Consider the following 24389-nt stretch of genomic DNA (forward strand, 5'->3'; position numbering starts at 1 on the left):
TACGGTCGGAGACCCGCCTGACCGAACCGAAGGTTCGGCAAACGCTCCGGGGGAGCGTTTGTGGCGATTACGGTCGGAGACCCGCCTGACCGAACTGTCACGCTGACCGAGGCCGTCAAGCCTTGCCGAACAAGCGCAGCAATGCGCCCCACTGGCTCAGGAATACCCCGCAAAGGATCAGAGCCAGGGCCAGCAAAAGGCTCGCCGGCGCGGCTTCGCCGAGGACCAACACCCCGAGCAGCACCGACCACATCGGCACCTGATAATTGACCAAGGACATGAAAACCGGGCCGGCGGAGCGAATCACCAGAACCCGCAGCAGGTTGGCGCCTGCCGTGGGGATCAGGCCAAGCACCAACAGCACCCAGAGCGTTTTGGTATCGGGCAGGGGCGGCGGGCCTTCGACCGCCCAGGCCAATGGAATCACGAAACCCGCCCCGATCAGCAGCGTCGCCGCAGACAGGCCGATCGGATCGATCGGGGGCAGGCGCCGCATCACGATCGAGCTTACCGCATAGCAGCAGGCGGCCCCCAGACAGGCTGCGCGCCCGGCGCCTTCAAGGGCGGCTCCGGTGGAGTCAAAGGCCTGCCCGCCAATCAGCAGCACGACTCCGGCGAAGCCGATGAGGAACCCGAGCACGCGGCGCAGATGCATCCGCTCACCGGGAACGAAAACATGCGCCAAGGGCAGAACGATCAGCGCGACCGCCGCCATGGAGACACCCGCAAAGGCCGATGTCACATGTTGCTGCCCCCAGCTGAGCAACAGGAATGGCACGGCGCTCGACAACAGGCTCACGGAGATCAGCGCGGGCCAGCTGCGTTGCGCGGTGGGCCAGAGCGACCCGCCCCAGACCCGCCACACCACAAGCGTGAGAAGCGCGGCAAACCCGATGCGCGCCGCCGCGAGCCAGAACGGGGTGATGCCCTCCAGCGCTATGGCGATGAACAGAAACGTCGCGCCCCAAACAAACCCGAGCCCACCCACCATGGCCCAGCTTGTGGCCGTGATGTCCGGTGCATCGGAGGCCGCGGTGCGGTGGGTTGCAGCGCGGGGCTGTGCCGCATTCGGTGTTTCGGTTTGCACGATATTTCACCTTTTCGATGCGCTCGGATCAAAACTTGAGCGCCGGGCGGTTTCATTTTGGTCCCGCACAGGTAGGATGACCCGGTCTGTCAACCGCTGGGAAAACGCAAATGATCTACACGCTGGCTCTGATCGCCTTGGTCGCACTTTTGGCGCTCTGCATTTACAATCTCAAGAACGATCTTTGAGGACGGGTCTCCGGGCTCGGGGCAACCCGTCCGGAGACGGCAACAAGAGAGGCCCGGACAAGCGCCGGGCCTCTTATTTTTCGTCGCGCGACGCAGGATCGTGCCGCCGACAAAGCGATGCGGCGCGGGGGTGTCCCGCGCCACGCGCGCTTAGTTGCGCGCCTTGTCGACCATCTTGCCTTCGGAGATCCACGGCATCATGGCGCGGAGCTTCTCGCCGGTTTCCTCGATCTGGTGCGCGTCGTTCATGCGGCGCGTGCCTTTGAAGAACGGCTGACCAACAGCGTTCTCCTGCATGAAATCGCGCACGAATTTGCCGGTCTGGATGTCGGTCAGAATGTCTTTCATCCGGGCCTTCGTCTCGTCATAGGGCAGGACGCGCGGACCGGAGACATACTCGCCATACTCCGCCGTGTTGGAGATCGAGTAGTTCATGTTGGCGATGCCGCCTTCATAGATCAGGTCCACGATCAGCTTCACTTCGTGCAGGCACTCAAAGTAAGCCATTTCAGGCGCATAGCCCGCTTCGACCAGCGTTTCGAACCCGGCGCGGATCAGTTCCACGAGACCGCCGCAGAGCACGGCCTGTTCGCCGAAGAGGTCGGTTTCACACTCTTCCTTGAAGTTGGTCTCGATGATGCCGGAGCGGCCGCCCCCGATGGCGGAGCAATAGCTCAGGCCGATTTCCAAGGCACGGCCGGAGGCGTCGTTGTGCACCGCCACGAGGCAGGGCACGCCGCCGCCCTTGGTGTATTCGCCGCGGACCGTGTGGCCCGGGCCCTTCGGCGCCATCATGATCACGTCGACGCCGGGCTTGGGCTCGATCAGGCCGAAATGCACGTTGAGGCCATGGGCAAAAGCGATTGCGGCGCCTTCGCGCAGGTTGTCGTGCACGTGCTTTTTGTAGGTTTCGGCCTGCAATTCGTCGGGCATGGTGAACATGATCAGATCGCACCATGCGGCGGCCTCTGCGATGCCCATGACCTGAAGGCCTTCGCCTTCGGCCTTTGCCGCGGAGGGCGAGCCGTCGCGCAGGGCGACGACGACGTTCTTGGCGCCGCTGTCGCGCAGGTTGAGCGCGTGGGCGTGGCCTTGGCTGCCGTAGCCAAGAATGGCCACCTTCATGTCCTTGATAAGATTGATGTCGCAATCGCGGTCGTAATACACGCGCATGACGGATCCTCCGGTTGGTCTGTGTGTCCTGTGGCGCATCCTAGGCAACAAGGCGCTAGAGTGTTTGCGTTTTGGGTGCGTATTTGAGAAAATGAGGAAACGCCATTCGTTATTTTTATATTTTGTGGTGAATTCATGCTTGATGACACGGATCGGCGCATCCTGCGCTACATGCAGAGCGAGCCGGAGGCCGCCATGGCGATCCTGGCGGAGCGCGCGGGTGTGACGGCCACGACCTTGTCGCGGCGGCTGGACCGGATGCGCGATCTGGGCGTGTTGCGCGGGGTGCGGGGCGAAATCCATTGGCCGGCCCTTGGCTATGCGGTGGAGGTGAGCCTGCGGATCACGCTCGACAAGACTCAGGCCCGGGCCTTTGACGCCTTTATCGCCGCGGCGCGCGAGGTGCCGGAAGTGATTGAAATCCAGACATTCCTGGGTTCTGTCGATGCGCGGCTTTCGGTGATCGCGCGGGATATGAAGCATTATCAGGCGTTGTATCGCGAGCGGTTGCTGACCCTGCCGCATATTGCCGATATCGAGGCCCTGATGCAGGTGGCGCGGGTGAAATCGGAAAGTCGGGTGCCAGTGTGACCATGCTCGATCTCGACGAGATCGACCGCGCGCTGGTGCGGGCGCTGGCGCAGGACATGAGCGCATCGGCGGGCGCTCTGGGGCGGGCGCTGGGCCTGTCGCAGCCTGCATGTTGGCGCAGAATCAAACGCTTACGCGAGGCGGGCGTGTTCCGTGCCGCGCGGCTCGACCTTGATCTGGAAGCGCTCAGTTTTGGCGTGACGGTCTTTCTTGGTGTCAAGCTGGCCACCAAGGGGCGGGTCAGCCTTGAGGATTTCGAACGGGCCGTCTCGGCGATTCCGGAGGTGCAGACGGTCGAGCATGTGCTGGGGCTTTATGACTATCGCCTGCGCGTCGTGGCGCGCGACCTGTCGGATTTCGAACGTGTGCTGCGGCGCCGGATCATGGCGCTGCCCGGCGTCGGCGGGCTGGAGGCCAACGTGTTGCTCAGCGAGGAGCAGCGGCCCGGCCCGATCTGAGCACGGGCGGGAACGGCGCTCGGTCTCGACGCGCGAACCACCGCGCTGTCGAGTCGTCGGGCGGGGGCCGGAGCGCGCCGATCCGCGCCCGGAATTTCCGATGCACACAGCATGCACAATCCATGCACATCCCATGCGCATCATTGGCATGGACCCGCGACGCTTTCGCGCTTGGCGCAGGGGTGGTGCGCGCGGTAGGCCTGTGGGCAGAAAAACAAGGGAGACCCTCCAATGGCTTTGCTCGATCAGATCGACCCGGACGGGCTGGACGAATTCTCGGTTGTGTTCACCGACCGCTCGCTGAACCACATGTCGGCGGCCTTCGGCGCGGTGATGCGCGACATCTCCGAGATGCTGCGCGCGGTGTATTGCGCCGATGCGGTGGCCATCGTGCCCGGCGGCGGAACCTATGCCATGGAGGCGGTTGCGCGCCAGTTCGGCCAGGGCGCCTCGGTGCTCGTGGTGCGCAACGGCTGGTTCTCCTATCGCTGGAGCCAGATTTTCGACGCGGGCGGGTTTGGCGATGAAACCACCGTAATCAAGGCGCGCCGCACCGGCAATGCTCCGCAGGCCCCGTTTGCGCCGCCGCCGGTCGAGGAGGTTGTCGCGGCGATCCGCGAGCAACAGCCCGACGTGGTCTTTGCGCCGCATGTGGAGACCTCTGCGGGGGTGATCCTGCCGGATGCGTATATCGCGGCCATGGCGGAGGCGGCGCATGAGGTCGGGGCGCTGATGGTGCTTGATTGTATCGCGTCGGGCTGTGCCTGGGTCGATATGCGCGCGCTCGGCGTCGATGTTCTGATCTCCGCGCCGCAGAAGGGGTGGTCCTCGACCCCCTCAGCGGGGCTTGTCATGTTGTCGGAGCGGGCGCTGGCGCGGATGGAAGAGACCAGTTCGAACAGTTTTGCGGTGGATCTCAAGAAATGGCGCAGCATCATGGCCACCTATGAGGCGGGGGGGCACGCCTATCATGCAACCATGCCGACGGACGGGTTGAAGGCTTTCCGCGATACGATGCTCGAAACCCGCGCCTACGGGTTTGACCGGCTGAAGGCGGCGCAATGGGCGCTCGGCAACGCGGTGCGCGCCATGCTGGCGGAGAAGGGCGTTGTGTCGGTGGCGGCGGACGGGTTCGGCGCGCCGGGGGTCGTGGTGAGCTACACCGGCGATCCGGAGATCCAGTCGGGCCGGGCCTTTGCGAAGGAGGGCATGCAGATCGCCGCCGGGGTGCCGTTGCAATGCGATGAACCGCCGGAGTTTTCCACGTTCCGGCTCGGGCTGTTCGGTCTGGACAAGCTCTATGACGTCGAGGGCACGGTGGCGCGGCTGCGCAAGGTGGTCGACCGCGTGCTTTGAGGGGCTGCGCGAGCGCTTAGGTGGCCGGTCGGACCGGGGCGCTGCCCCGGACCCCGGGATATTTCAGGCCCAAAGAAACCGGGGTCGTGCCCCGGTATTGGTGGCCGGTGCGCGGGCGGCGGGTTTGGTCCGGTCGGGGCCTGTGATCAGCCGCGCGCGCCGAGGCCGAGTTGCATCACGGCCTTGCGGACCGGGGTCGCGCGGTAGAGCGCATCGAGGCCAGTGGCGCGCATGTCGCGCAGGCTCGGCGCGGAGACCATGGAAATGCGGTTGAGCGCCGCGATCCCGGCGACACGGGTGCGGATATCGGTGATGCGCGCCCGGTGATAGGCATCCAGCATCGCGGCGTCGCCGAGACCCTCGGGACGGGCCATGGCGAGCGTGCGCAGCGCGGCGATATCCTTCAGCGACATGTTGAGCCCCTGTGCGCCGATCGGGGGCACCACATGCGCGGCTTCGGCGACAAGGGCCACGCGCTGTGCGGTCAGCCGGGTGGCTTCCTGCGCGATGATTGGCCAGATCGTGCGGCGCGAGGCCAATGTCAGCGGACCGAGGATATGGCAGCTGCGCAGGCTCATTGCCTCTTCGAAGGCGGGGATGTCGAGCGCGTGGAGGGCCTCCGCTTTCGGACCTTCTTCCATCCAGACGATGGCCGAGGAGGGGCGTCCATCCTGATCGGGGAGTGGCACCAGTGTGAAGGGCCCGCCGGTGCGGTGGATTTCGGTCGACACGTTCTCGTGAGGGACAGGGTGGGTCACCGCGAAGGCCAGTGCTTTCTGGCCAAAGCGGGTGGTGCGCAGGCCGATCCCGGCGGCCTTGCGCATGGGCGAGCCGCGCCCGTCCGCGGCCACAAGCAGGCGTGTGCGCGGGCGGGTGCCGTCGCTCAGCGTCACACGGGCTTCGCCGTCGCGGGTGAACAGGCCGGTGGTTGCGGTGCCGGGCCGGAAGGTGATCGTGTCCGTTGCGTCGAGATGGGCCGCCATCTCGCGGCGCAGCAGCCAGTTCGGGAGGTTCCAGCCGAAGGGTTTTTCGGAAATATCCGAGGCGTCGAAATCATGGCTGACGCGCGGCTCGGGATCGGGCCCGCCCGCATCGACGATGCGCATGGTTTGCAGCGGCGTGGCATGGTCGGCCAGCCGCCGCCAAAGCCCGATCTCTTCGAGAAAGGCCTGTGCCGGTTGCAGGAACGCTGTGGAGCGCATGTCTGCGCCTTCGGCATCGCGGGTGGTGACGGGCGGCGCCGGATCGACGCAGAGCACCGTGAAGCCGGCATGCCCGAAGGCGGCCGCGGCGCTGAGACCGGCAATCCCGCCGCCCGAGACGATGATATCGAAATCCGTTTTGCCGTTGCCGCTTGTCATGGGTCGCTCCGACGCTGCCCGCGTCGCCAATGATGGACGCGTCTCTGTCGTCTGTTTACTTGCCGACGGTAATCAGCACCAGAACCGTAAATGTCACGGGCACAAGCACCAACGCGCTGAGCGCAAGTGCGGGCAGGCCCCATGTGGCCACAGCCAGGATGACCAGGGCCAGCAACAACAGCACGCCCGACAAAGCGATCCGTGTCTCGTGGCGCTCGCGCTCCTCGGCGCTGAGGCTGGGGGCATGGGCCCGGGCGCGGGCGGTATCGGTTGCGGTGAGGGTCATGGCGGCTCCGATGCTGACTGTGACAGCGCAGAGGTATGGTCGCGCACGCGCCGGACCAGCGGATGAATTGTCGCATCTGGGTTAGATCTTTTATTCAAGCGCGCTGTGTGCCGCAGGCGGGGGCAGGGGCGGTGTGTGAGCGGGGCTGTTCACAGGCGGGTTAGGAACGCGGAGAGGTCCTCTGTGTGGTGGTGGATATGCGCCGCTTCGACCGGTTCGGGGGCGACATGGACCGTGCGCATGCCAAGCGCGTGTGGCACGGCGAGGTTGCGCGGTTCATCTTCGAACATCGCCGCGGTTTCCCCCACGAGCCCGTCGCGCGCAAAGACACGGTCGAAGGCGGTGCGCTCCGGTTTTGGTGCAAAGCCCGCATGTTCCACGCCATAGATCGCGTCGAACACGTCGGAGAGGCCGCGTGCGGCGAGCACCTGCATCGCATAGGGTGCGCTGCCGTTGGTATAGATGATCTTGCGGCCGGGCAGATCCGAGATCCGGGCCGCGAGCACCGGGTCCGGCTCCAGCGCATCGAAGCGGATATCGTGGACCTCGTCGAGATAGGCGTCGGGGTCGATGCCGTGTTCGCGCATCAGCCCGGCGAGGGTGGTGCCGTATTCCTGCCAGTAATGCCCGCGCAACCGGTCCGCCTCTTGCGTGTCGACGCCCAGTTCCCTTGCCACGAAGCCCGTCATGCGGGCCTCGATCTGGTCAAAGAGCCGGATATGCGGCGGGTAAAGCGTGTTGTCGAGATCGAAGACCCAGTGGCGCACGTGGTCAAACTGCGCGGCCAGATCGCGGGGCGGCATGTCGGAGGTTCTGGTCATGGCGTGCAAGCTAGGGCGGCCCGTGCGGCGGGGCAAGGAGCGGCAGGGCGGGGTTTTGTTTGGCACGGCGCGGGTGCTGCATGGGCGCGGTCGCGCGCAAATCCTTGTCCAATATAGGTTTTTAACGAGACGTCATCATAGGCAACGGCTTGATTGACAGGGATGGACGGGGCTATCGTGGCGCAAATCCGGCGTTGCGCCGGCAAGGAGCGCCGCATGACCCAGACCCGAAGCTCGAACAAGGACGCCTATGCGTTGATCCTTGAAGCGATCGATGGGGGCATTTACCGCCCCGGAGACCGGCTGGTGGAGAGCGAGCTTGCCGAACGGTTCGGGGTCTCCCGGACGCCGATTCGCGAGGCATTGCAACGGCTTGAGACGCAGTCGCTTCTGGCGCGGGACGGACGGTCGCTGATCGTGGCCTCGCTGGACCACAACCAGATGGCGGAGCTCTATGTTGTGCGCACCGAGCTTGAGGGCCTCGCAGCCCGCCTCGCGGCACGCCATGCCACGGAAGAAGAGGTGCAGGTGTTGCGCGAAATGATCGGCGAGGACCGCGCGCTGCTCGATGATCCGACGGCCCTCAGCCGCGCGAACCGGCGCTTTCACAAGATGATCCATCTGGCGTCTCATAACCGGTATCTGGTCCAGCAGCTCGACCTCGTGCACCGCTCCATGGCGCTGATGGCGACCACGTCACTGGCGGCACAGGGACGCGGCGAGATTGCGCTGGCCGAACATGAGGCGATCGTCGAAGCGATTGCGCGCCGGGACGAGGATGCTGCCTACCAGGCGCTCCGGGATCATATTTCCGTGGCGTTTGTCACGCGTCTGAAGCTTGACAGTCAAAGCAGTCTTGGTGCCTAGCGTCACGCGGGCGCGACAGGTCCGCAGATGACTGCGTTGCAGGTGACGCTGGCCAGAGCGGTGATTTGGGAAGGCCGGCTTGGGCTTTCCGCGATTGTGCGCCCATGACAAGGGATCTGCACGCTGCTTATGAGCGCGGAATTGTGCGTCACGGCGCGCTGGCCGCGCTTTCCGGTTCGCGACCGCCCGGTGGTGTCCGGGAATGCGGCCGTGTGGTCTACACGCGCCGGCCGCGCTAGCGAGTTTGAAGGTCTCGACGGGACCATTCGTGAACCGTAAAGCGGACTGCGCGTCTTTTCTGGGGTGCGGAGAGCCTTGACCTTGCCGGGATCTGCCGCGGCGCAGGTGGCCTTGACCGATGAAGACCGGCTTGCAAGAGCGGCCCGCCATCGTGTTGGGCAGAAGCGCCGTTGGGTTGGGAGCCTTGGAATTGAGAGCCCCGCGGTGACGGGGCGCGGGCGGCGTCGGCTCTCAATCGGGCTGAATGCCCGATTTCGGCAACCGCTCGGGCGTTTCGGCGGAAGGTGTGTCGGGCGCGGAATGCCCGTGTTCCGTCTTGTCCCAATAGAAGGCATTGCGACTCAGGACTTCCCACATCCCCTTGTAGATCGCCAGTGACCCGAGCGGGAAATACAGAAACAGCGTCGGAACCCAAGGCATGAGCCGCTCGTGCGGGCTGCGGCTGACGGCGACGAAACCGACAAACAGCGCGGTTGCTTCCGCGGCCAGGAAGACCGTCGTGAGCAGTCCGGTGGCGCCCGGCGTCAACCACGGGTCGAGCGGGTGGGGCAGGCCGAAGATGAGAAGCCAGAATGACCACAGGATCGGCGCAAGAGTGAACTGAAGAATGGTTGTCAGAAAAAGCGCCTGCATCCCGAAAAAGCGTCGTGGCCCGAGCGCGCGCCAGAGTGCCAGTGGCCGCCGGGTGTGAACCCACCAGGTGATCGTATAGCCTTTCAGCCAGCGCGACCGCTGACGCACCCATGGCCAGAACCGGTTGTTGGCCTCTTCGCGGGTCACGGTCGGGACCAGCTCCGTGCGATAGCCCCGGCGCGCAAGAAGGATCCCGAGATCCGCGTCCTCGGTGACATTATGCGCATCCCAGCCTCCGGCGGCGAGCAGCGCGTCGCGTCTGAAAAACACCGTTGTCCCGCCCAGCGGCACGGCGAGTCCCATATGAGCAAGACCCGGCAGTAGAACGCGAAACCAGGCGGCATATTCAATGGCAAAACACCGCGACAACCAATTGGCGCGCGGGTTGTAGAAATCGAGAATACCCTGAAGACAGCCAACCGTCGGCGGGGCGCGGCAGAAATGGGCGGTCACGCGCTCGATCTGATCGGGGGCGGGTGAGTCCTCGGCATCGTATATGCCGAGGATCGGTGCGTCGGTGAAGCGGAGCGCGTAGTTCATCGCGCGCGGCTTGGTCAGGAGCGTGCCGCAGGGCACTTCGATGACGCGAAACCACGGCGGCAGGGCCACGGCGCGGAGCGCCTCGCGGGTTTCGGTATCATCTTGTTCGAGGATCAGCATCACGTCGAGCAGGCTGCGCGGATAGGTCAGCCGTGACAGGCGCGCGATCAGCGTGCGGGCGATGTCTTGCTCGCGAAACAGCGGCACAAGCAGGGAAACGCGGGGCGGTGCGGCGGGCAGTTGCGCCTTCGGGGCGATGGCTGGTCCCTTGGGCCGCGAAGCCAGAAGCGCGGCCAGTTTGAGCCCTTGCGCCACCACGAGCGACGCCAAGGCCAGCGCGAGACCGGCGGCAAAAACCAGTTCCGGCGCAAACCAGAACCCGGTCAGCACCATGACCAGCGCCAGACCGACGCAAAGCCGGCCCCGGAGGGACGATTCGTTGAGATCGCGGCAACTGTCTTCGAGCGGGCGCATGGTTTCAGCCTGCGCAATCAGCGCCTGACCGTGGCTCGCAGCGATGGAGTCGTGGATATCGGCTTCGAGTGTCACCGCCATCATCACCGGGCCAAGCTCGGCGGGCAATGTCTCGCGCAGCGTGTCGAATGCGTCGGGCCGGGAGGTCGCCACGAGCAGGCTGTCGCCGATCCGGCGCCAGGGCAGAACGCCATGTTCGAGGCAGAAAGCGGCGGGCAGCAGCCCTGCGAGGGTGTCGTCGGGTGGGGTTTCGTCGCGGCGGACAACAAGCGCGCCGAACCGCTCCGCCTGTGCGGCGAGAACCGTTTCGGGCGTTGTGATGCCTTCGGCGGCGAGTACGCGGGAGAGTGGTTCACCGGTGCGGGTGGTTTCCGCGAGCGCGCCGACCATGACCCGGGGCGTGACACTGCCATCTTCGAGCAGGATCTGGCTGACAGGCTGGCCGCGGCGCGTCAGCGCTGGGTCCGCGTCCCGTTTCGTGATCAGCCGATTGCCCATTCGCCGCCTCGCACAACCCGGTGTCAAGGAATAGGCAGGCTTCGTTAACAAAGCGTTAAAAGGCTGACATTCAACATGAAAGAAAGGGTTAACGCGGCAGGGCGTCGCAGGGGGCAGGTTAGCTTGGTTGCGGCTTTGCGCGCATTGCGCAAGGTGGCGCGCTTGAAGCGCATGGCCATGTCGCGCGGCGCCCCACTTCACGCGACCCGCAACAAGCGGGCCCGCGCGATGCGTGGAAAACCGGGTGCCGCTTTTCGGGCGGCGCCTGGTGGTGCATGCCGCGTGTCCGAGAACCAGGTGCCGCTTGTCAGGCGGCGTCAGGCGCGGGCCTGCATGGAGGCGGCAAACCGTTCAAACAGATAGAAACTGTCCTGCGGGCCAGGGCTGGCTTCTGGGTGATGCTGGACGGAAAAAACCGGCCGGTCCTGCACCCGCAAGCCGCAATTCGACCCGTCGAACAGGCTCACATGGGTTTCGAGCACACCGTCGGGCAGCGATTGGCTGTCCACCGCGAACCCATGGTTCATCGAGGTGATTTCCACCTTGCCGGTGTCGTGATCCTTGACCGGATGGTTGGCACCGTGATGACCGTGGTTCATCTTGGCTGTCCTGGCGCCCAGGGCGAGGCCAAGCATCTGGTGTCCAAGGCAGATCCCAAAGATCGGCAGGTCCGTCTTGTCGAGCAAGGCCCGGATCATCGGCACGGCATAGCTGCCGGTCGCCGCGGGATCACCGGGCCCGTTGGACAGGAACACCCCGTCGGGCTTGTGCGCCATGACATCGTCATAGCTGGCCGTGGCGGGCAGCACGGTGACGTCGCATCCCGCAGAGGCGAGGCAGCGCAGGATGTTGCGCTTGGCCCCGTAATCCACCGCGACGACCTTGTGGCGCGGATTTGTCTGACGGGTGTAGCCCTCGGGCCAGGCCCAGCGCATTTCGTCCCACCGGTAGCTTTGGGCACAGGTCACGTCCTTGGCGAGATCCTTGCCTTCGAGACCTTCGAAAGCGCGGGCCGCGGCGACCAGCGCCTCGATGTCGAACCGGCCTTCCGGATTATGCTCCAGCGCCACATGCGGAGCGCCGAGCTGGCGGATCGCACGGGTCAGGCGCCGCGTGTCGACGCCGCCGATGGCGATGCGCCCGCGGCTGGCAAGCCAGTCGCCAAGCTCTTGCGCGGCCCGCCAGTTGGAACTTTGCGTCGGCATCCACTTGACCACCATGCCGGCGGCCACCGGGTCCGCGGTCTCGTCATCCTCGGGGTTCACGCCGGTGTTGCCGATATGCGGGAACGTGAAGGTCACGATTTGGCCCGCGTAGGACGGGTCGGTCATGATTTCCTGATACCCGGTCATGGCGGTGTTGAAGCACAGCTCTGCCGTGGTGCGGCCGGTTGCGCCGAACCCGGTGCCATAGAACAGGGTGCCATCAGCCAGCGCGAGGCAGGCGGTCGGGTGCGTCGCGGTCGCGGTCATGGGGCGGCTCTCCGGGTAAATGCGGGTAAATCGCGCGGAACCTATGCCCGACGGGGGGAGAAATCAAGAGCCGGATTGAGGCATTGGTAGTTGTTTTGTTTCAATGGTTTAGGTTGTTTTTGAGGTGGTTGCTCCAGACAGCGTGTCGGTGTAGTGTCCGGGCTTGGATGTGACAACGGGGATATGTCATGGAACTCAGAGAGCGGGTGAATGCCGCCGTTAAACAGGCCATGCGGGACAAGGCCGCGGATCGGCTGTCGACGTTGCGCCTGATCAACGCCGCGATCAAGGATCGCGATATCGCCGCACGCGGTGATGGTCAGGATGGCGGTGTCGATGACGAGGCTGTGCTTGCGATCCTCTCCAAGATGGTCAAGCAGCGCCGCGAAAGCGCGCGGACCTATGAAGAGGGCGGCCGGCTGGACCTTGCAGAGCGCGAGATGCGGGAGATCGAGGTCATCGAGGAATTCCTGCCCCGCGCCATGACGGAAAAGGAAGTGGCCCGCGCCGTGGATGCCGCCGTTGACGAGGTGGGCGCGTCGTCGATCCGGGATATGGGCCGCGTGATGGGGGCGCTGAAGAGCAAATATGCCGGGCGCATGGATTTCGGCGCAGCCGGTGGCATGGTCAAGGCGCGGCTCGCAGGGGGGTAATCCCCGGCCTCGGGTGCGCCGCAGGCGTCCGCAAGACGGAAGACAGGTCGCGCCGAAGGCGCGGCTTTTTTTGTTTTGCGGGGGGTGCGCGCCGCAGGCGCGGGGGCTTTTCTGTCGCGCTGACGGGGCTGGGGGGCGTCGGGACAGGCCCGTGGCTCAGCTTGCCGGGAAATCGGCTTTGATGGTGCGCAGCGCCGCCGGGTCGGTCACGCGGAAGCGTTGCACGAAGCGGGTCTTGAAACCAACCCGGCCACGACGCGCGCCAAAATTGTCGCCATGGTTGAGCACGTAGAGCACCGAGGGCCGCGGCAGCGGCGTCAGTGGCAGTCCGGCCAAAGCCGCGAGATGCGGAAACATGCGGTGTTCATGGGCGGTCATGGCCGTGAGGAAATCCGTGGCCTCGGGAAGAGTCGGATCATACCACAGCGCGGCACAGGAGCCGCAGAGTTTCCAGAACGGTTTGCGTAGTGGGAGACTGGGCGTGGGGGAATCCGCGAGCGCCACGTCACCCGTGGCATGGTCCATGACATAACCGGAGCGTGCGAGCCAGCCCCGCTCAGGGCTGGAGAGCATCCGCGCCACGGTGCCTTTGCGCAGCAGGTCGTCGGCGTCAAAGCTCATGGCGTAGCCGGGCCGGTCCGAGAGGGTCGGCAGATGCGCGCAGAGCGCGGCGAGCTTGCGCCATTTGTCGTTTCCGGATGTCGGATCGTCAAAGGGCAGGTGCGTGATGCGGGGATCGTCCGGCAGGCCGGCCGGTCGTGTCTGACAGCAGATCACCGCCTGCCAGCGCGGATCGTCCTGATCCAGAAAGCTCTGCACCGTGGCGTTCAGACGTTGGGTGACAGCGGACCAGTCGCTCACGTGATGCGGACCCACAAGCGGGATCAGGAAGCGCACGTCTTCTGCCGGACGCCTGCGGGCGGGAAGGGCTTGGCGCAGAGCGAGCGCGGCGCGTTCGCTGTCCGCCATCGGCAGGCGCGTCGCCAGGCTGCCGGAGACTGCCGCCGCGGCGCGCAGGAGCACCCGGCGGCCTTTTGGGGTGGCGGGTTCCTGGGCCATCAGCGCGTCATCCCGGGGGCGGTTTGCGCCAGAGCGCGTGTCAGGTCATCGAACAGCGCCTTGCGTTCGTGTTCCGACAGAAACGCGCCGATCTCGACTTCGCGGTCCTTGCCCTTCAGCGTGACGTAGAATGGCACTGGCCCGCCGTCTTCATGCAGCGTGGCGCGGACCCAGTAGGTTGCGGAGTGCCAGTCCTGCGTGTCGCCTTTGGGATTGCGCCGTGTCAGGCGGGTTTCCTCCGGCCCCAGTTGCAGCGTTTCGAGGATCTGCCGGTCGCGGCGGTTGCGGCGCAGCGCATAGTAGAGCGCGGCGGTGGCGGCAAGCATGAAGGGGAGGATACCCCAGAGCAGGATGGTTCCCAGAAGTCCGTAGAGCGGGATCGAGGCAAACAGGAAGAAGCCGAGAACCATGGCCGCGAAGCCCTGTGGTGGCAGGGAATTGTGCGGCCAGAGTTGCAGCACGCGGGTGTCGGTCTTTTCGGTGTTGGTCCAGTGATAAGGCATGGTCGTCTAGGCGCGCAGGGCCTCGTAGGAGACCATCACGGTCTCCCTGTAGGCGGGGCGCGTGGTCAGGCGGTCATAGTAGTCCCGAAGCGCAGGCAGCGGCCGGCGCGGGATCGGGATGTCGAAGTAGCGGTAGAGGATGTGGCCGAGTTGGATATCGGCAAGGGTGAAATCGTCGCCCGCGATGAAAGGATGCGTAGCCAGCCTGGCATCGGCAATGGCGAGACGGTCATCAAGCGCGGCGGTCGCGGCGTCGATGGCGTCCGTGTCGCGGTCTGCGGCGGGTGTGCGCACCACGCGCCAGAAGATCGGGACCGTGAAGTTGACCGCAATGGTGACCTTGGCCCATTCAGCCCAACGGTCGATCTCGGTGCGCGCGATCAACTCGTCCGGCCAGAAGGGCGCGGCGCCATAGGCGTTGGCGAGGTAGCGCAGGATCGCACCGGTTTCCCAGAGCGGGGGGTTGTCGCCATCGCAGAGGACCGGGATCGTTCCGTTCGGGTTCATGGCGCGGAAGGCGGGCGTATCCGTGACCCCGAAACGCTGCCCGGCATCGATGCGCTCGAACGGCAGGCCCAGCTCCGTAAGGGCCCAGAGCGTGGCCTGGACATTGGAAGAATCCGTGCGGCCCCAAATGGTGATCATGGCATATGCCCCGTCTGCAGGTTTCTGTGGGTCTCGGCGTCGGCGGTCTCGCCGCGGTAGCGGAGGGGAGAAAAAGAGAAGGCCCCGGATTACTCCGGGGCCTGTCTTATGGGTATGGTGAGGCCCGGGCTCAGTGCGCGGGGGCCTTGTCCCAGTCTTCGCGCTTCGGGAGCTGCTCGAACGTGTGCTCTGGCGGCGGCGAGGGAAGGGTCCATTCCAGCGTATCCGCATACTCGTTCCACGGATTGTTCTCGGTCACGCGGGCACCGCGCAGGAGCGCATGGCCGATGACGAAGAAGAAGAACAGGAAGGACGCGAAGGAGATGAAAGCACCCCAGCTGGAGACATAGTTCCACAGAGCGAACTGCTCGGGGTAGTCGATGTAGCGACGGGGCATGCCCTGACGGCCCAGGAAGTGCTGGGGGAAGAATGTCAGGTTGGCACCGACGAACATCGCCCAGAAGTGGATCTTGCCCCAGGTCTCGTTATACATGCGGCCGGTCATCTTGGGGAAGTAGAAGTAGATCCCCGCGAAGATGGCGAACACGGCACCGAGGCTCATCACGTAGTGGAAATGTGCCACGACATAGTAGGTGTCGTGATAGGCGCGGTCCACGGCGGCCTGCGACAGCACGATGCCGGTGACACCACCCACGGTGAAGAGGAACAGGAAGCCGAAGGCCCAGAGCATCGGTGTCTTGAACTCGATGGAACCGCCCCACATGGTTGCGATCCAGCTGAACACCTTCACACCCGTTGGCACCGCGATGACCATCGTGGCGAGCATGAAGTAGGACTGCTGCGTGAGCGACATGCCGACGGTGTACATGTGGTGCGCCCACACGACGAAGCCGAGTGCGCCGATCGCGATGATCGCCCAGACCATCGGCAGGTAGCCGAAGATGGGCTTGCGCGCGAAGGTTGCGATCACGTGCGAGATGATGCCGAAGCCGGGCAGGATGATGATGTAGACCTCGGGGTGACCGAAGAACCACAGGATGTGCTGATACAGCACCGGGTCACCGCCACCGGCCGGATCGAAGAAGGTCGTGCCGAAGTTGCGGTCGGTGAGCAGCATGGTGATCGCACCGGCCAGCACCGGAAGCGCCAGAAGGATGAGCCATGCGGTCACGAAGATCGACCACGAGAACAGCGGCACCTTGAACAGGGTCATGCCCGGGGCACGCATGTTCAGGAAGGTGGTGATGATGTTGATCGCGCCGAGGATGGAGCTGGCACCGGAGACGTGCACCGCGAAGATCGCGAGATCCATCGACATGCCGCCTTCAGTGGTGGAGAGCGGCGGGTAGAGCACCCAACCCACGCCGGAGCCGAGCTGACCGTTGCCGCCGGGTGCGAAAACCGAGCAGATCGCCAGGGTCGTGCCGACCACATACATCCAGAAGGACAGGTTGTTCATCCGCGGGAACGCCATGTCCGGCGCGCCGATCTGCAACGGCATGAAGTAGTTGCCGAAGCCGCCGAAAAGCGCCGGGATCACGACAAAGAACATCATCAGGATGCCGTGGCCGGTGATCAGGACGTTCCACAGGTGGCCGTTGGGTGTGCAGTTCTCGACCGCGGTCGGGAAGAGGCGCATGCCCTCCATGCACATGTATTGCACGCCCGGATTCATAAGCTCCATGCGCATGTAGACGGTGAAAGCCACCGACACGAAACCGACCAGCGCGGAGACGACGAGATAGAGAATCCCGATATCCTTGTGGTTGGTCGACATGAACCAGCGGGTGAAGAACCCCCGGTTGTCTTCGTGTTCGTGGCCGTGAATGGCGGCGTCTGCCATTGTCTGCCTCCTCAAAGTGGTCGGGGTTCCGCGCGGGGATGTCCCCGCGAACCGCGATCTTGAACTACGTTCTGAGCGAAACGGGCTCGCCCTTTTGCGATCACAAAAGGGAATCCGATATCGTCAGGTCCGAATGCGTTGTAGAATCTGTCCAGCGAGGCGGCAACAGAGGGATTTGACGCAGATCAAACAATATTGTCGCACCTTCTTGTCAGAAGCGGTGTCAGTCCTGCAAATCCGCGCATGAGCGCCCAGTGCCACGTTTGAGGCTTCGGGGTTTATTATTGTTTTTTGCCAGTGTGTTACGGGGAGTCCACGTCATCCGTGACGGTCTCGCGTGGCATCGGTCGCGATCCTTTTGGCTCGCAGGGCGCGCAACCCGGACGGCGCGCCGCAACGCGATGACGCACGGTATTTGACCAGCACGGCCGAACGCCACGAAACCGCTGCGCGTCGGGTCGTGCGATGGTCACGCGCCATGAGGTGAGCAAAGCCCGGAACCGCGAAACAGCGCGGCGCCGTCGGGATGCGCGGCGTGCGGCGCGGACGCCCTCTATCCTTGGCCCCCTGTCTTGGCGCGCAGGGTGGGCCGGCGTGCAGTGCGGCAGAGGCGCGGTCTGGCCGCGTGAGGAAGTTCCGGCGTCGCGGGAAGGGTTGCGCCGCCTTCCTTTCTGGCAACCGGGACGATCCCCTTTGCCTTGCCTTGGCGGGCGCGATGGAGATGCCAGGCGCGATAGAGATGGTCGGGAATTCCGGACGGTCGGGTTTTGCTGACTGCGCATCTGGGGGGAAGCCGTGGCACTCTCTCCCCATGCTCGGCAGGTCGTCACGCCCCATATGACCTGCACATCTGAAGGAGACGATCCATGGCCTTTTACGATCCCAGCTTTGCCCCGACCCGCCCGACGCTGCGCGCCCGGATCGCCCGGCTCTTCGAAACGGAGTTCGACCGCAAGGCCCGTCGCCTGTCCGATGAGGTCGCCGCATTGCGCGCGCTCAGCGACGACGCGCTTGCCCGCCGCGGGATCGCGCGCGACGATATCCTGTTTCATGTCTTTGTCGGGGCCCGGCGCTGAGCGGGCGCATCCTGCTATCCCTGTCGCTCTGACCTGCCTCGGAGCGGTGACTTTTGCCCCGGCTCGTCCGGGGCAATTTTTGTGCGGGCTTTCAAGATTGCGCGCCGATGGTGGGGCGCGACGGAGCGGCCCGTCCCCGGTGTGGCTCGGATCGGCAGACAACCGAGACCAACGCGATGAGAACGGCTTCGCTCAGAACGGCTTTGGCGGGGTGTCCGAGAATCCCAGAGGCAAATCGTTGAACAGGCCGGTCGCATCCGCGTAGCGCGCCATCCATGGCGCGGGTCTGGCCAGCCTCCCTTCCGGCTGCCACAGGAAATACCTAAGGTTGCCCTTCGCGGGGATCGGTGTGACGGCGATCGGGTCGGCGAGGGTCAGGCCCGCCTTGCCGCCGAACCATTCGCTGTCGCTTTGGGTGATGATCCCGGTCACGGTCACCGCGCCGATGATGGCCCCGCGCGGCAGATCGGCCGGGGCAGGGCAGCGCACGCCGTGCCGCTCAAGCCGCCAATGCCCCCAGCGATATTCCTTTTCCGTCATGCCGGTTGCGGCGTGCAGAGCGATGCGGCCGGGCACCATGCCGCCCGCGCGGATCGCACCGAGCGAGCGGTTCTCTATGATCTTGCCGCCGTGCAGGATTGCCCAGGCCCAGGGCTGGCGCACGGACAGGGCATGAGGGGGCAGCGCATCCACGGTCATGGCAGGATGGTAGGCCGATACGGGGGGAAACAAGCCCGCCCGTGTCGGGGGATCACCCTTGCGCGGTGGCGTCAGGCCGGGGGGCATCGGAAATGCGGCGCGAATGATGGCGTCGGTTTCTGGATAAGGCTACCCGTCTCACGGACGTGCCTGCGGGCCTTGGCGTCAGGCCGGAAGGATCATCGGAAACGCGGCGCGGATGGCGGCGTCGGTTTCCGGGTCGAGATGCCCGGGATGATGCGTTTCGAGAATGCGACGGGCTTCGGCATTGGCGCGCTGCCATGCCGTGGGCGCGCCCGCATCGGCCCATGCGGACGGGGTCATGCGGTCGGCGAGCCGGGGGTAAAGATAGTCGCGCTCCATGGCGTCCTGAGTTTGCGAGGCACCGAGGAAGTGGCCCTCGCCCAGCACCGTCGCACAGATCGCGTCATAGGCAAGCGTGTCCTCGGTGACTTCGATCCCGCGCAGGATGCGGTAGACCGCGCCGAGCATCTCGTCGTCAAGCACGAACGCCTCGAAACTGGCGCCCAGCAACGAGGCGGTCATGCCCGCGCTTTCATAGACCAGATTGCCCCCTGCCAGACCGGCGGCCAGCGCCGTAATCCCCTTTTCCGCGCCGTATTGCGCATCGATGGCCTTGGCGTCGGTCATCGAGCTTGCCACGCCGGAGGGCAGCCCGAGCCAGTTCGACAGTTGCGCCGAGGCGGCATTGAGCACGGCAATCTCTCCGCCACCCCCCGCGAAGGCCCCGGTGCGCAGGTCGATCACCAGCGGCCAGTTGGAGAAGATCATCGGAAAGCCCGGCTTGATGGCATGGACCATGACCAGCGAGGCCAGCGTCTCGGCCAACGACATGGCGAGGAACCCGGCCAGCGTCGCGGGGGCTGTCGCACCGGATTGCGCGGCGGTGATGCAGGAGATCGGGATGCCGTGGCGGATGCATTCATAGACCACGTCGACCGCATCCTCGCCGTAGCGCATGGGCGAGATCACCGGGCTGATATGGGCCTTCATGAAGGGCCGCGCGGCAAAGCCTTCCGGGCCGGCGGCACGCTCCAGCATGGACATGATCGGGGCAACGTTTTTTGCCAGCGTGAAGGCGGTGGCCGTGGGTTTGGTGGTGTTCCGGATCAGCGCATAGGCGGTGTTGACGTCGAGCGCGAACGTGTCGGGCAGGTCCGTTGCGATGCAGCATCGGGTGAACCAGCTCACATTGGTGAGCGTGTCTTGGAGCCGTGTGAAGTCATGCAGATCGCGCAAGGTGGACGGGCGGTAGAGGCCGGTTTCGAGGTCGAGCGTCTGGACGGCGGCACCGCCGGTGCCGAAATGCACCGCGTCGCCGCCCACCTCGATGGAGCGGCCCTTGTCGCGCCCGTGCAGCCAGAAGCGTTTGGCGGCGCCGGCGATGGCGTCCTCGACAAGCGGTTCGGGAAACGTGACGCGCGCGCCTGACCCGCGCGCCCCGGCCTTGACGAGATCGTCTCGCAGGCGGTCGGGCACGTCTCCCATGCCCAGCCGGTCAAGAAGGCGGCGCGCGGTGTCGTAGATCGCGCGCATCTGCGGTTCGGTCAGCGGTTGATACTGGCCCCCGATCTGGCCGGGCGGAGCGGGGTTCGGCGGGCCGATGGCGCGGTGCCTGTGCCGCGCTTGCCGCCCGCCTGCGCGCCGTTTGGGAGGAGAGCTGTCCTGCATCCGGATATCAGAAGGGGGCGGCATGGGCGGGGCAAGACCCTTTTCCAGTGGCGCGAAAATTTGCCAAGGTTGTTCGAATTTTTCGAACGCTTGCGCCCGTGCTTGCACCTGTCCGACACGCGGCAGAGGGTTTTGATCCAGAAAGGCCGCGACAGGAGCGCGAGACGGTCCGCGCTGCCAAGCAAGGAGGACAGCATGAAACTCTCGACCCGCGTTGTTGTGATCGGCGGCGGCATTGCCGGGTGTTCGACGCTTTACCACCTGACGCAGGAGGGCTGGAGCGACGTGATGCTGCTCGAACGGGACGAGCTGACCTCGGGCACCACATGGCATTCGGCGGCGCAGGTCACGAATTTCGGCATGAACCAGACCATGGTGGGGCTGAAGTCGCATTCCATCGCGCTTTACAAGGCGTTGGCGGAGGATCCGGATTACCCCATCACCTATCATCACGCCGATGGCGGCATCCGGCTCGCCAACACGCCCGAACAGATGGACGGCTATCGGCATTTTGCCTCGATGGCGCGCGGCATGGGCGTGGAGTTCGAGGTGATCGATGCGCAGGAATGCGCGCGGCGACATCCGCTGATTTCGACCGAGAATCTTCTGGGGGGCCTTTGGGACCCGATGGATGGCGATATCGACCCGGCGCAGCTCTGTCAGGCGCTGGCGCGCCGGGCGCGCAAGGCGGGCGCGGAGGTGCATCGCAACACGCCCGTGACCGGGCTGACGCAAAAGGGCGACGGGAGCTGGATGGTGGAGACACCGCGCGGCACGGTCCATGCGGAAATTGTGGTGAATGCCTGCGGCTACCGGGTCAACGAGGTGGGCGCGATGATGGGTGTGCAACATCCGGTCATGTCGATGGAGCACCAGTATTTTGTCACCGAGGGCATGGCGGCGGTGCGCGATGCGGGGCGGCGGATGCCGTTGCTGCGCTGTCCGATCAGCGATTACTACTGCCGTCAGGAGCGGGACGGGCTGCTGGTGGGGTTCTACGAGCAGGATTGCCGGACCTGGGGGATGGACGGGATCGACCCGAATTTCACCAATGCGCTGTGCCCCGATGACCTCGACCGGGTGACGGATGTGCTGGAAGGCGCGTTCGAGCGGATGCCCGCGCTGATGGAGGCGGGGATCAAGACCATCGTGAACGGGCCGATCACCTACACCATCGACGGCGCGCCGCTGGTCGGTCCGGTGCCGGGCAAGCGCAACGCGTTCTGCATCATCGGGCTGCGGGCGGGGCTTGGCGAGGGCGGCGGGCATGGCTGGCTTCTGGCGCAGCAGATCGTGCATGGCGAGGCGTGTTATGACACCTGGGTGATCGACCCGCGCCGATTTACCGGGCATGGCACCGTGGAGCTGACGGCGCTGAAGGCGATCGAGGATTACCAGAACGAGTTCCGCTTTCATTTTCCGCATGAGCATCGCCCAGCGGGACGCAACGCCAAGACGACGCCGCTGACCCCAGTCTGGGAGGCGGAAGGCGCGGAGTTTACCGTGGTCAATGGCTGGGAGCGGATCGACTATATCCGTCCGTCCGACGGGTTCACGGAGCCGCACACGTTTCGGCGCAGCCCGGTGGAGGACGTCGTCGCCGCCGAGGTCCAGGCGGTACACGCCCGCGTCGGCCTGACCGAGATCAACGGCTTCAACCGGATCGAGCTGACCGGGCGCGACGCGGAGGCGTTCCTTGACCGGATGGTCTGTGGTGGCGTGCCGAAGCGCGCTGGGCGCGTCGGGCTGGCCTATCTGCTGAACGACCAGGGGATGGTGAAGTCCGAGGCGACGATTGCGCGGCTGCCGGCGTCGGATCGCGGGCCGGAGCGGATCTGGTATGGCTCCGCCGCCGCATCGGAGCAGCACGATTGGGACTGGCTGGCGCACAACATCCGCGCGGACGAGGACGTGCGCCTGCACAGCCTGACCAATGCCCAGACGATCCTGCTCCTCGCTGGTCCGCAGGCGCGCGCAGTGCTGTCGGCGGTGTCACGTGGGGATTGGTCGGCAACGGGTTTCCCGTGGCTGAGTGTGCGCGAATGCTTTGTCGGGATCGCCCCCGCGACGGTGATGGCGGTGAGTTTCTCGGGCGAGCTGGCCTATGAAATCCACGTGCCCACGCATCAGGCCTATGCCGCGTGGCAGGCCATTCGCGCGGCGGGCAAAGCGCATGAGCTCGCGCTGTTCGGGATGCGCGCCATCGAGTCGATGCGGATGGAGAAGGGCTATCTGCATTGGAAGGCCGAGCTTCTGACGGAGTTCGACCCGTTCGAAACCGGGCTGGACCGGTTTGTGCGGATGCAAAAGCCGGAATTTGTCGGGCAAGGGGCGCTTGCGCAGCGGCAGGGGGCGCTGCGCCGGAAGCTGGTCATGCTGGCAGTCGACAGCACGGACCGCCCGGCCCATGGCGGCGCGTCGGTCATGACGGGCGACAGGGTTATCGGCACGGTGACCAACGGCGCCTTCGGGCACCGCACGGGCGTCAACCTCGCATTCGCCTTTGTCGCGCCCGAGTTCAGTGCAAAGGGGAGCCGTGTCAGCCTTGATCTGCTGGGCGAGCGGTTTGATGCCACGGTCATCCCCCGATGCAGCTTCGACCCGGACGGGGGCCGGTATCGCTGCTGATCCGGTTGGCCGGTTCCCATGCGCCGGGTGCGTCCCGTCCTCCCGCCGCCGCGCCGGTCTTGGGCCGGTAAGGTCGGGGGGAGAGCCGCACGTCAAGCGTGTCCATGCTGGCGGGCTGTCCGCTTCGGGCCGCGAAAGACCAGTTGCCGGGCCCATGCCCGGCCCGGAGAGGGTTAGCGTTTCTTGCGGTTGGTCTTCTGGATGCCTTTGATCATCTTGCCGAATTTGCGATCCTTCGACCGGCGCTCCGCCAGAGTGGCGGTGTTGAGCGCGTCTTCCGCGACCAGCTTGCGCCAGCGTCCGAGACGCTCTGCCTCGATCTCGCCGCGCGCGAGGGCCGCCTGCACGGCACAGCCCGGCTCGGTGTCGTGGCGGCAATCGCGGAAGCGGCAATCCGCGGCCAGAGTGGCAAGATCGTCGAAGACGTCCCGCAGCCCGGCGCTGGCTTCGGTCAGTTGCAGCTCCCGCATGCCCGGCGTGTCGAGAATGGCGCAGCCTGTCGCGCGGATATGCAGGTGGCGGCTCGTGGTGGTGTGCCGGCCTTTTGCGTCATCATCGCGGATGCCCCGGGTGGCTGCAGTTTCCTGACCCAGGAGCGCATTGGTCAGCGTCGATTTGCCGACACCGGAGGAGCCGAGGAAGGCGATGGTGCGCCCGCTGCCGCACCAGGGCGCCAGCCGGGTGGTCGGATCGTCACCGCGTGCATCGAGCAGCAACGCAGGCACCTGCGCGGAGATTGCCTCGGCCTTTTCGAGATAACCCTGCGGGTTGTCGGCGAGGTCGGGTTTGGTGATGACGATCACCGGGTCGATCTCTGCCTCGAAAGCCAGTGCGATGTAGCGTTCGAGCCGGGCCACGTTGAAATCGGCGTTGCAGGAGGTGACGATGAAGGCGGTATCGATATTGGCCGCGATCAGCTGGACGCGGCGATCATGCCCGGGGGCGCGCCGCTTCAGAACGCTCTTGCGCTCCAGCAGTGTGCTGGCGGTGGGGAGCACGGCGTCATAGAGAAGCCAGTCGCCCACCGTTGCTTCAAGACCGGGCGGAATCGTCGTTTCGATGGTCTCGCCCATGACGCGCAGGCCGGAGCGGTGGATTTCGACCACCCTGACGGGCGGTGTCTGGGTCAGTGCGTCGAGGGTGATCTGGCTGGCAAAGAACGGCTGCCATCCGAGCATGTCGAGGCGCGATGGCGTGGGCCGGTGCGGGGGCGCCGCTGCGGTGCCGGGCAGGAAGTGCGAATAGTCGCGGGTCATGCGTGAGGGTGATCCTGATAATGCGCCAATGCGCGGTGCGCGCCGGTCCTTGCCGCAGCCAGAGTGACGGAAGCTGTGGAGGCTGGCGGTGCGGAGACACATGCCAAGACTGCGGTTTCTGGCGGTGCGTTTAGACGTGCGGATGCCCGTGATGCTGGTGGTGTGTTTACACGTGCCAAGGCTGCGGTGTCTGGTGGAGCGGTTAGACGGATCGATGCCGGTGATGCGGGCGGTATGGATACATGTGCCAAGGCACTTACCGCTGGCCGTGCGATTGCCGACGCTCTGCGCGGCAAGGCGGCGCGTGCCGGCACCGCAGGTTCAGACGC

Annotated in this window: 21 protein-coding genes; 7 read left to right on the forward strand and 14 right to left on the reverse strand. The window is 65.4% G+C overall.

Features of this window, described 5'->3' with window-relative positions; genetic code table 11:
- Positions 1-115: 115 nt before the first annotated feature.
- Positions 116-991: a DMT family transporter gene (locus J1C49_RS18260; RefSeq protein WP_227447313.1), complete on the reverse strand. Its 876-nt coding sequence runs from the start codon at positions 989-991 to the stop codon at positions 116-118.
- Positions 992-1425: 434 nt separating this feature from the next.
- The gene (ilvC, locus tag J1C49_RS18265) at positions 1426-2448 is read right to left on the reverse strand and encodes a ketol-acid reductoisomerase (protein WP_227447281.1); all 1023 of its coding nucleotides are present in this window, start codon (positions 2446-2448) and stop codon (positions 1426-1428) included.
- A gap of 135 nt (positions 2449-2583) precedes the next feature.
- Here ilvC and J1C49_RS18270 point away from each other — a divergent pair, with 135 nt between their 5' ends.
- The 3 genes from J1C49_RS18270 to J1C49_RS18280 all read left to right on the forward strand — a co-directional run bounded on the left by J1C49_RS18270 (position 2584) and on the right by J1C49_RS18280 (position 4853).
- Positions 2584-3039 (forward strand): Lrp/AsnC family transcriptional regulator, encoded by a 456-nt coding sequence (locus J1C49_RS18270; RefSeq protein ID WP_227447282.1) that lies wholly within the window; start codon positions 2584-2586, stop codon positions 3037-3039.
- A gap of 2 nt (positions 3040-3041) precedes the next feature.
- A complete protein-coding gene (locus J1C49_RS18275; protein WP_227447314.1) occupies positions 3042-3497 on the forward strand; it encodes an Lrp/AsnC family transcriptional regulator in 456 nt (151 codons plus the stop codon).
- Between the two features lie 231 nt (positions 3498-3728).
- Complete coding sequence (locus J1C49_RS18280) at positions 3729-4853, forward strand: aminotransferase class V-fold PLP-dependent enzyme (protein ID WP_227447283.1); 1125 nt, start codon at positions 3729-3731, stop codon at positions 4851-4853.
- Positions 4854-4999: 146 nt separating this feature from the next.
- Here J1C49_RS18280 and J1C49_RS18285 read toward each other — a convergent pair whose 3' ends face one another.
- From J1C49_RS18285 to J1C49_RS18295, 3 genes are all read right to left on the reverse strand, one after another.
- Positions 5000-6214 (reverse strand): UbiH/UbiF family hydroxylase, encoded by a 1215-nt coding sequence (locus J1C49_RS18285; protein WP_227447284.1) that lies wholly within the window; start codon positions 6212-6214, stop codon positions 5000-5002.
- Positions 6215-6269: 55 nt separating this feature from the next.
- Positions 6270-6500, reverse strand: a complete 231-nt coding sequence (locus J1C49_RS18290) for a hypothetical protein (RefSeq protein ID WP_227447285.1) — start codon at positions 6498-6500, stop codon at positions 6270-6272.
- A gap of 149 nt (positions 6501-6649) precedes the next feature.
- Positions 6650-7321: a pyrimidine 5'-nucleotidase gene (locus J1C49_RS18295; RefSeq protein WP_227447286.1), complete on the reverse strand. Its 672-nt coding sequence runs from the start codon at positions 7319-7321 to the stop codon at positions 6650-6652.
- A gap of 216 nt (positions 7322-7537) precedes the next feature.
- Here J1C49_RS18295 and J1C49_RS18300 point away from each other — a divergent pair, with 216 nt between their 5' ends.
- Positions 7538-8188: a GntR family transcriptional regulator gene (locus J1C49_RS18300; RefSeq protein WP_227447287.1), complete on the forward strand. Its 651-nt coding sequence runs from the start codon at positions 7538-7540 to the stop codon at positions 8186-8188.
- 471 nt (positions 8189-8659) lie between these two features.
- Here the strand turns inward: J1C49_RS18300 and J1C49_RS18305 are convergent, their stop codons facing one another.
- Both J1C49_RS18305 and carA read right to left on the reverse strand, forming a co-directional pair.
- Positions 8660-10573 (reverse strand): glycosyltransferase family 2 protein, encoded by a 1914-nt coding sequence (locus J1C49_RS18305; protein WP_227447288.1) that lies wholly within the window; start codon positions 10571-10573, stop codon positions 8660-8662.
- 317 nt (positions 10574-10890) lie between these two features.
- Positions 10891-12045, reverse strand: coding sequence for a glutamine-hydrolyzing carbamoyl-phosphate synthase small subunit (carA, locus tag J1C49_RS18310; RefSeq protein WP_227447289.1), 1155 nt, complete (start codon positions 12043-12045; stop codon positions 10891-10893).
- 188 nt (positions 12046-12233) lie between these two features.
- On the opposite strand from carA, the gene J1C49_RS18315 reads away from it, so the two are divergent.
- Positions 12234-12698, forward strand: coding sequence for a GatB/YqeY domain-containing protein (locus J1C49_RS18315; protein ID WP_227447290.1), 465 nt, complete (start codon positions 12234-12236; stop codon positions 12696-12698).
- Positions 12699-12854: 156 nt separating this feature from the next.
- On the opposite strand, the gene J1C49_RS18320 is transcribed toward J1C49_RS18315, so the two are convergent.
- From J1C49_RS18320 to ctaD, 4 genes are all read right to left on the reverse strand, one after another.
- Positions 12855-13757, reverse strand: a complete 903-nt coding sequence (locus tag J1C49_RS18320; protein ID WP_227447291.1) for a hypothetical protein — start codon at positions 13755-13757, stop codon at positions 12855-12857.
- Positions 13757-14260, reverse strand: a complete 504-nt coding sequence (locus tag J1C49_RS18325) for a DUF2244 domain-containing protein (RefSeq protein ID WP_227447292.1) — start codon at positions 14258-14260, stop codon at positions 13757-13759. Before J1C49_RS18325 ends, J1C49_RS18320 begins: the two co-directional genes overlap by 1 nt.
- Before the next feature lie 6 nt (positions 14261-14266).
- Entirely contained in the window at positions 14267-14905 is a 639-nt protein-coding gene (locus J1C49_RS18330; protein ID WP_227447293.1) for a glutathione S-transferase family protein, read from the reverse strand.
- A 130-nt stretch (positions 14906-15035) separates the two neighbouring features.
- Complete coding sequence (ctaD, locus tag J1C49_RS18335; protein WP_227447294.1) at positions 15036-16709, reverse strand: cytochrome c oxidase subunit I; 1674 nt, start codon at positions 16707-16709, stop codon at positions 15036-15038.
- Between the two features lie 866 nt (positions 16710-17575).
- Between ctaD and J1C49_RS18340 the strand changes: the two genes are divergently transcribed.
- Positions 17576-17785, forward strand: coding sequence for a hypothetical protein (locus J1C49_RS18340; RefSeq protein WP_227447295.1), 210 nt, complete (start codon positions 17576-17578; stop codon positions 17783-17785).
- Positions 17786-17977: 192 nt separating this feature from the next.
- Here J1C49_RS18340 and J1C49_RS18345 read toward each other — a convergent pair whose 3' ends face one another.
- Positions 17978-18517, reverse strand: coding sequence for a hypothetical protein (locus J1C49_RS18345; RefSeq protein ID WP_227447296.1), 540 nt, complete (start codon positions 18515-18517; stop codon positions 17978-17980).
- Positions 18518-18649: 132 nt separating this feature from the next.
- Positions 18650-20200 (reverse strand): trimethylamine methyltransferase family protein, encoded by a 1551-nt coding sequence (locus tag J1C49_RS18350; RefSeq protein ID WP_227447297.1) that lies wholly within the window; start codon positions 20198-20200, stop codon positions 18650-18652.
- A gap of 171 nt (positions 20201-20371) precedes the next feature.
- Between J1C49_RS18350 and J1C49_RS18355 the strand changes: the two genes are divergently transcribed.
- Entirely contained in the window at positions 20372-22804 is a 2433-nt protein-coding gene (locus tag J1C49_RS18355; protein ID WP_227447298.1) for an FAD-dependent oxidoreductase, read from the forward strand.
- 173 nt (positions 22805-22977) lie between these two features.
- Here J1C49_RS18355 and rsgA read toward each other — a convergent pair whose 3' ends face one another.
- Positions 22978-24060: a ribosome small subunit-dependent GTPase A gene (gene rsgA / locus J1C49_RS18360; protein ID WP_227447299.1), complete on the reverse strand. Its 1083-nt coding sequence runs from the start codon at positions 24058-24060 to the stop codon at positions 22978-22980.
- Between the last annotated feature and the right edge of the window lie 329 nt (positions 24061-24389).

Origin of the sequence: Cognatishimia sp. F0-27, assembly GCF_020667845.1 — a bacterium.
Lineage (GTDB): Bacteria > Pseudomonadota > Alphaproteobacteria > Rhodobacterales > Rhodobacteraceae > JAFMPQ01.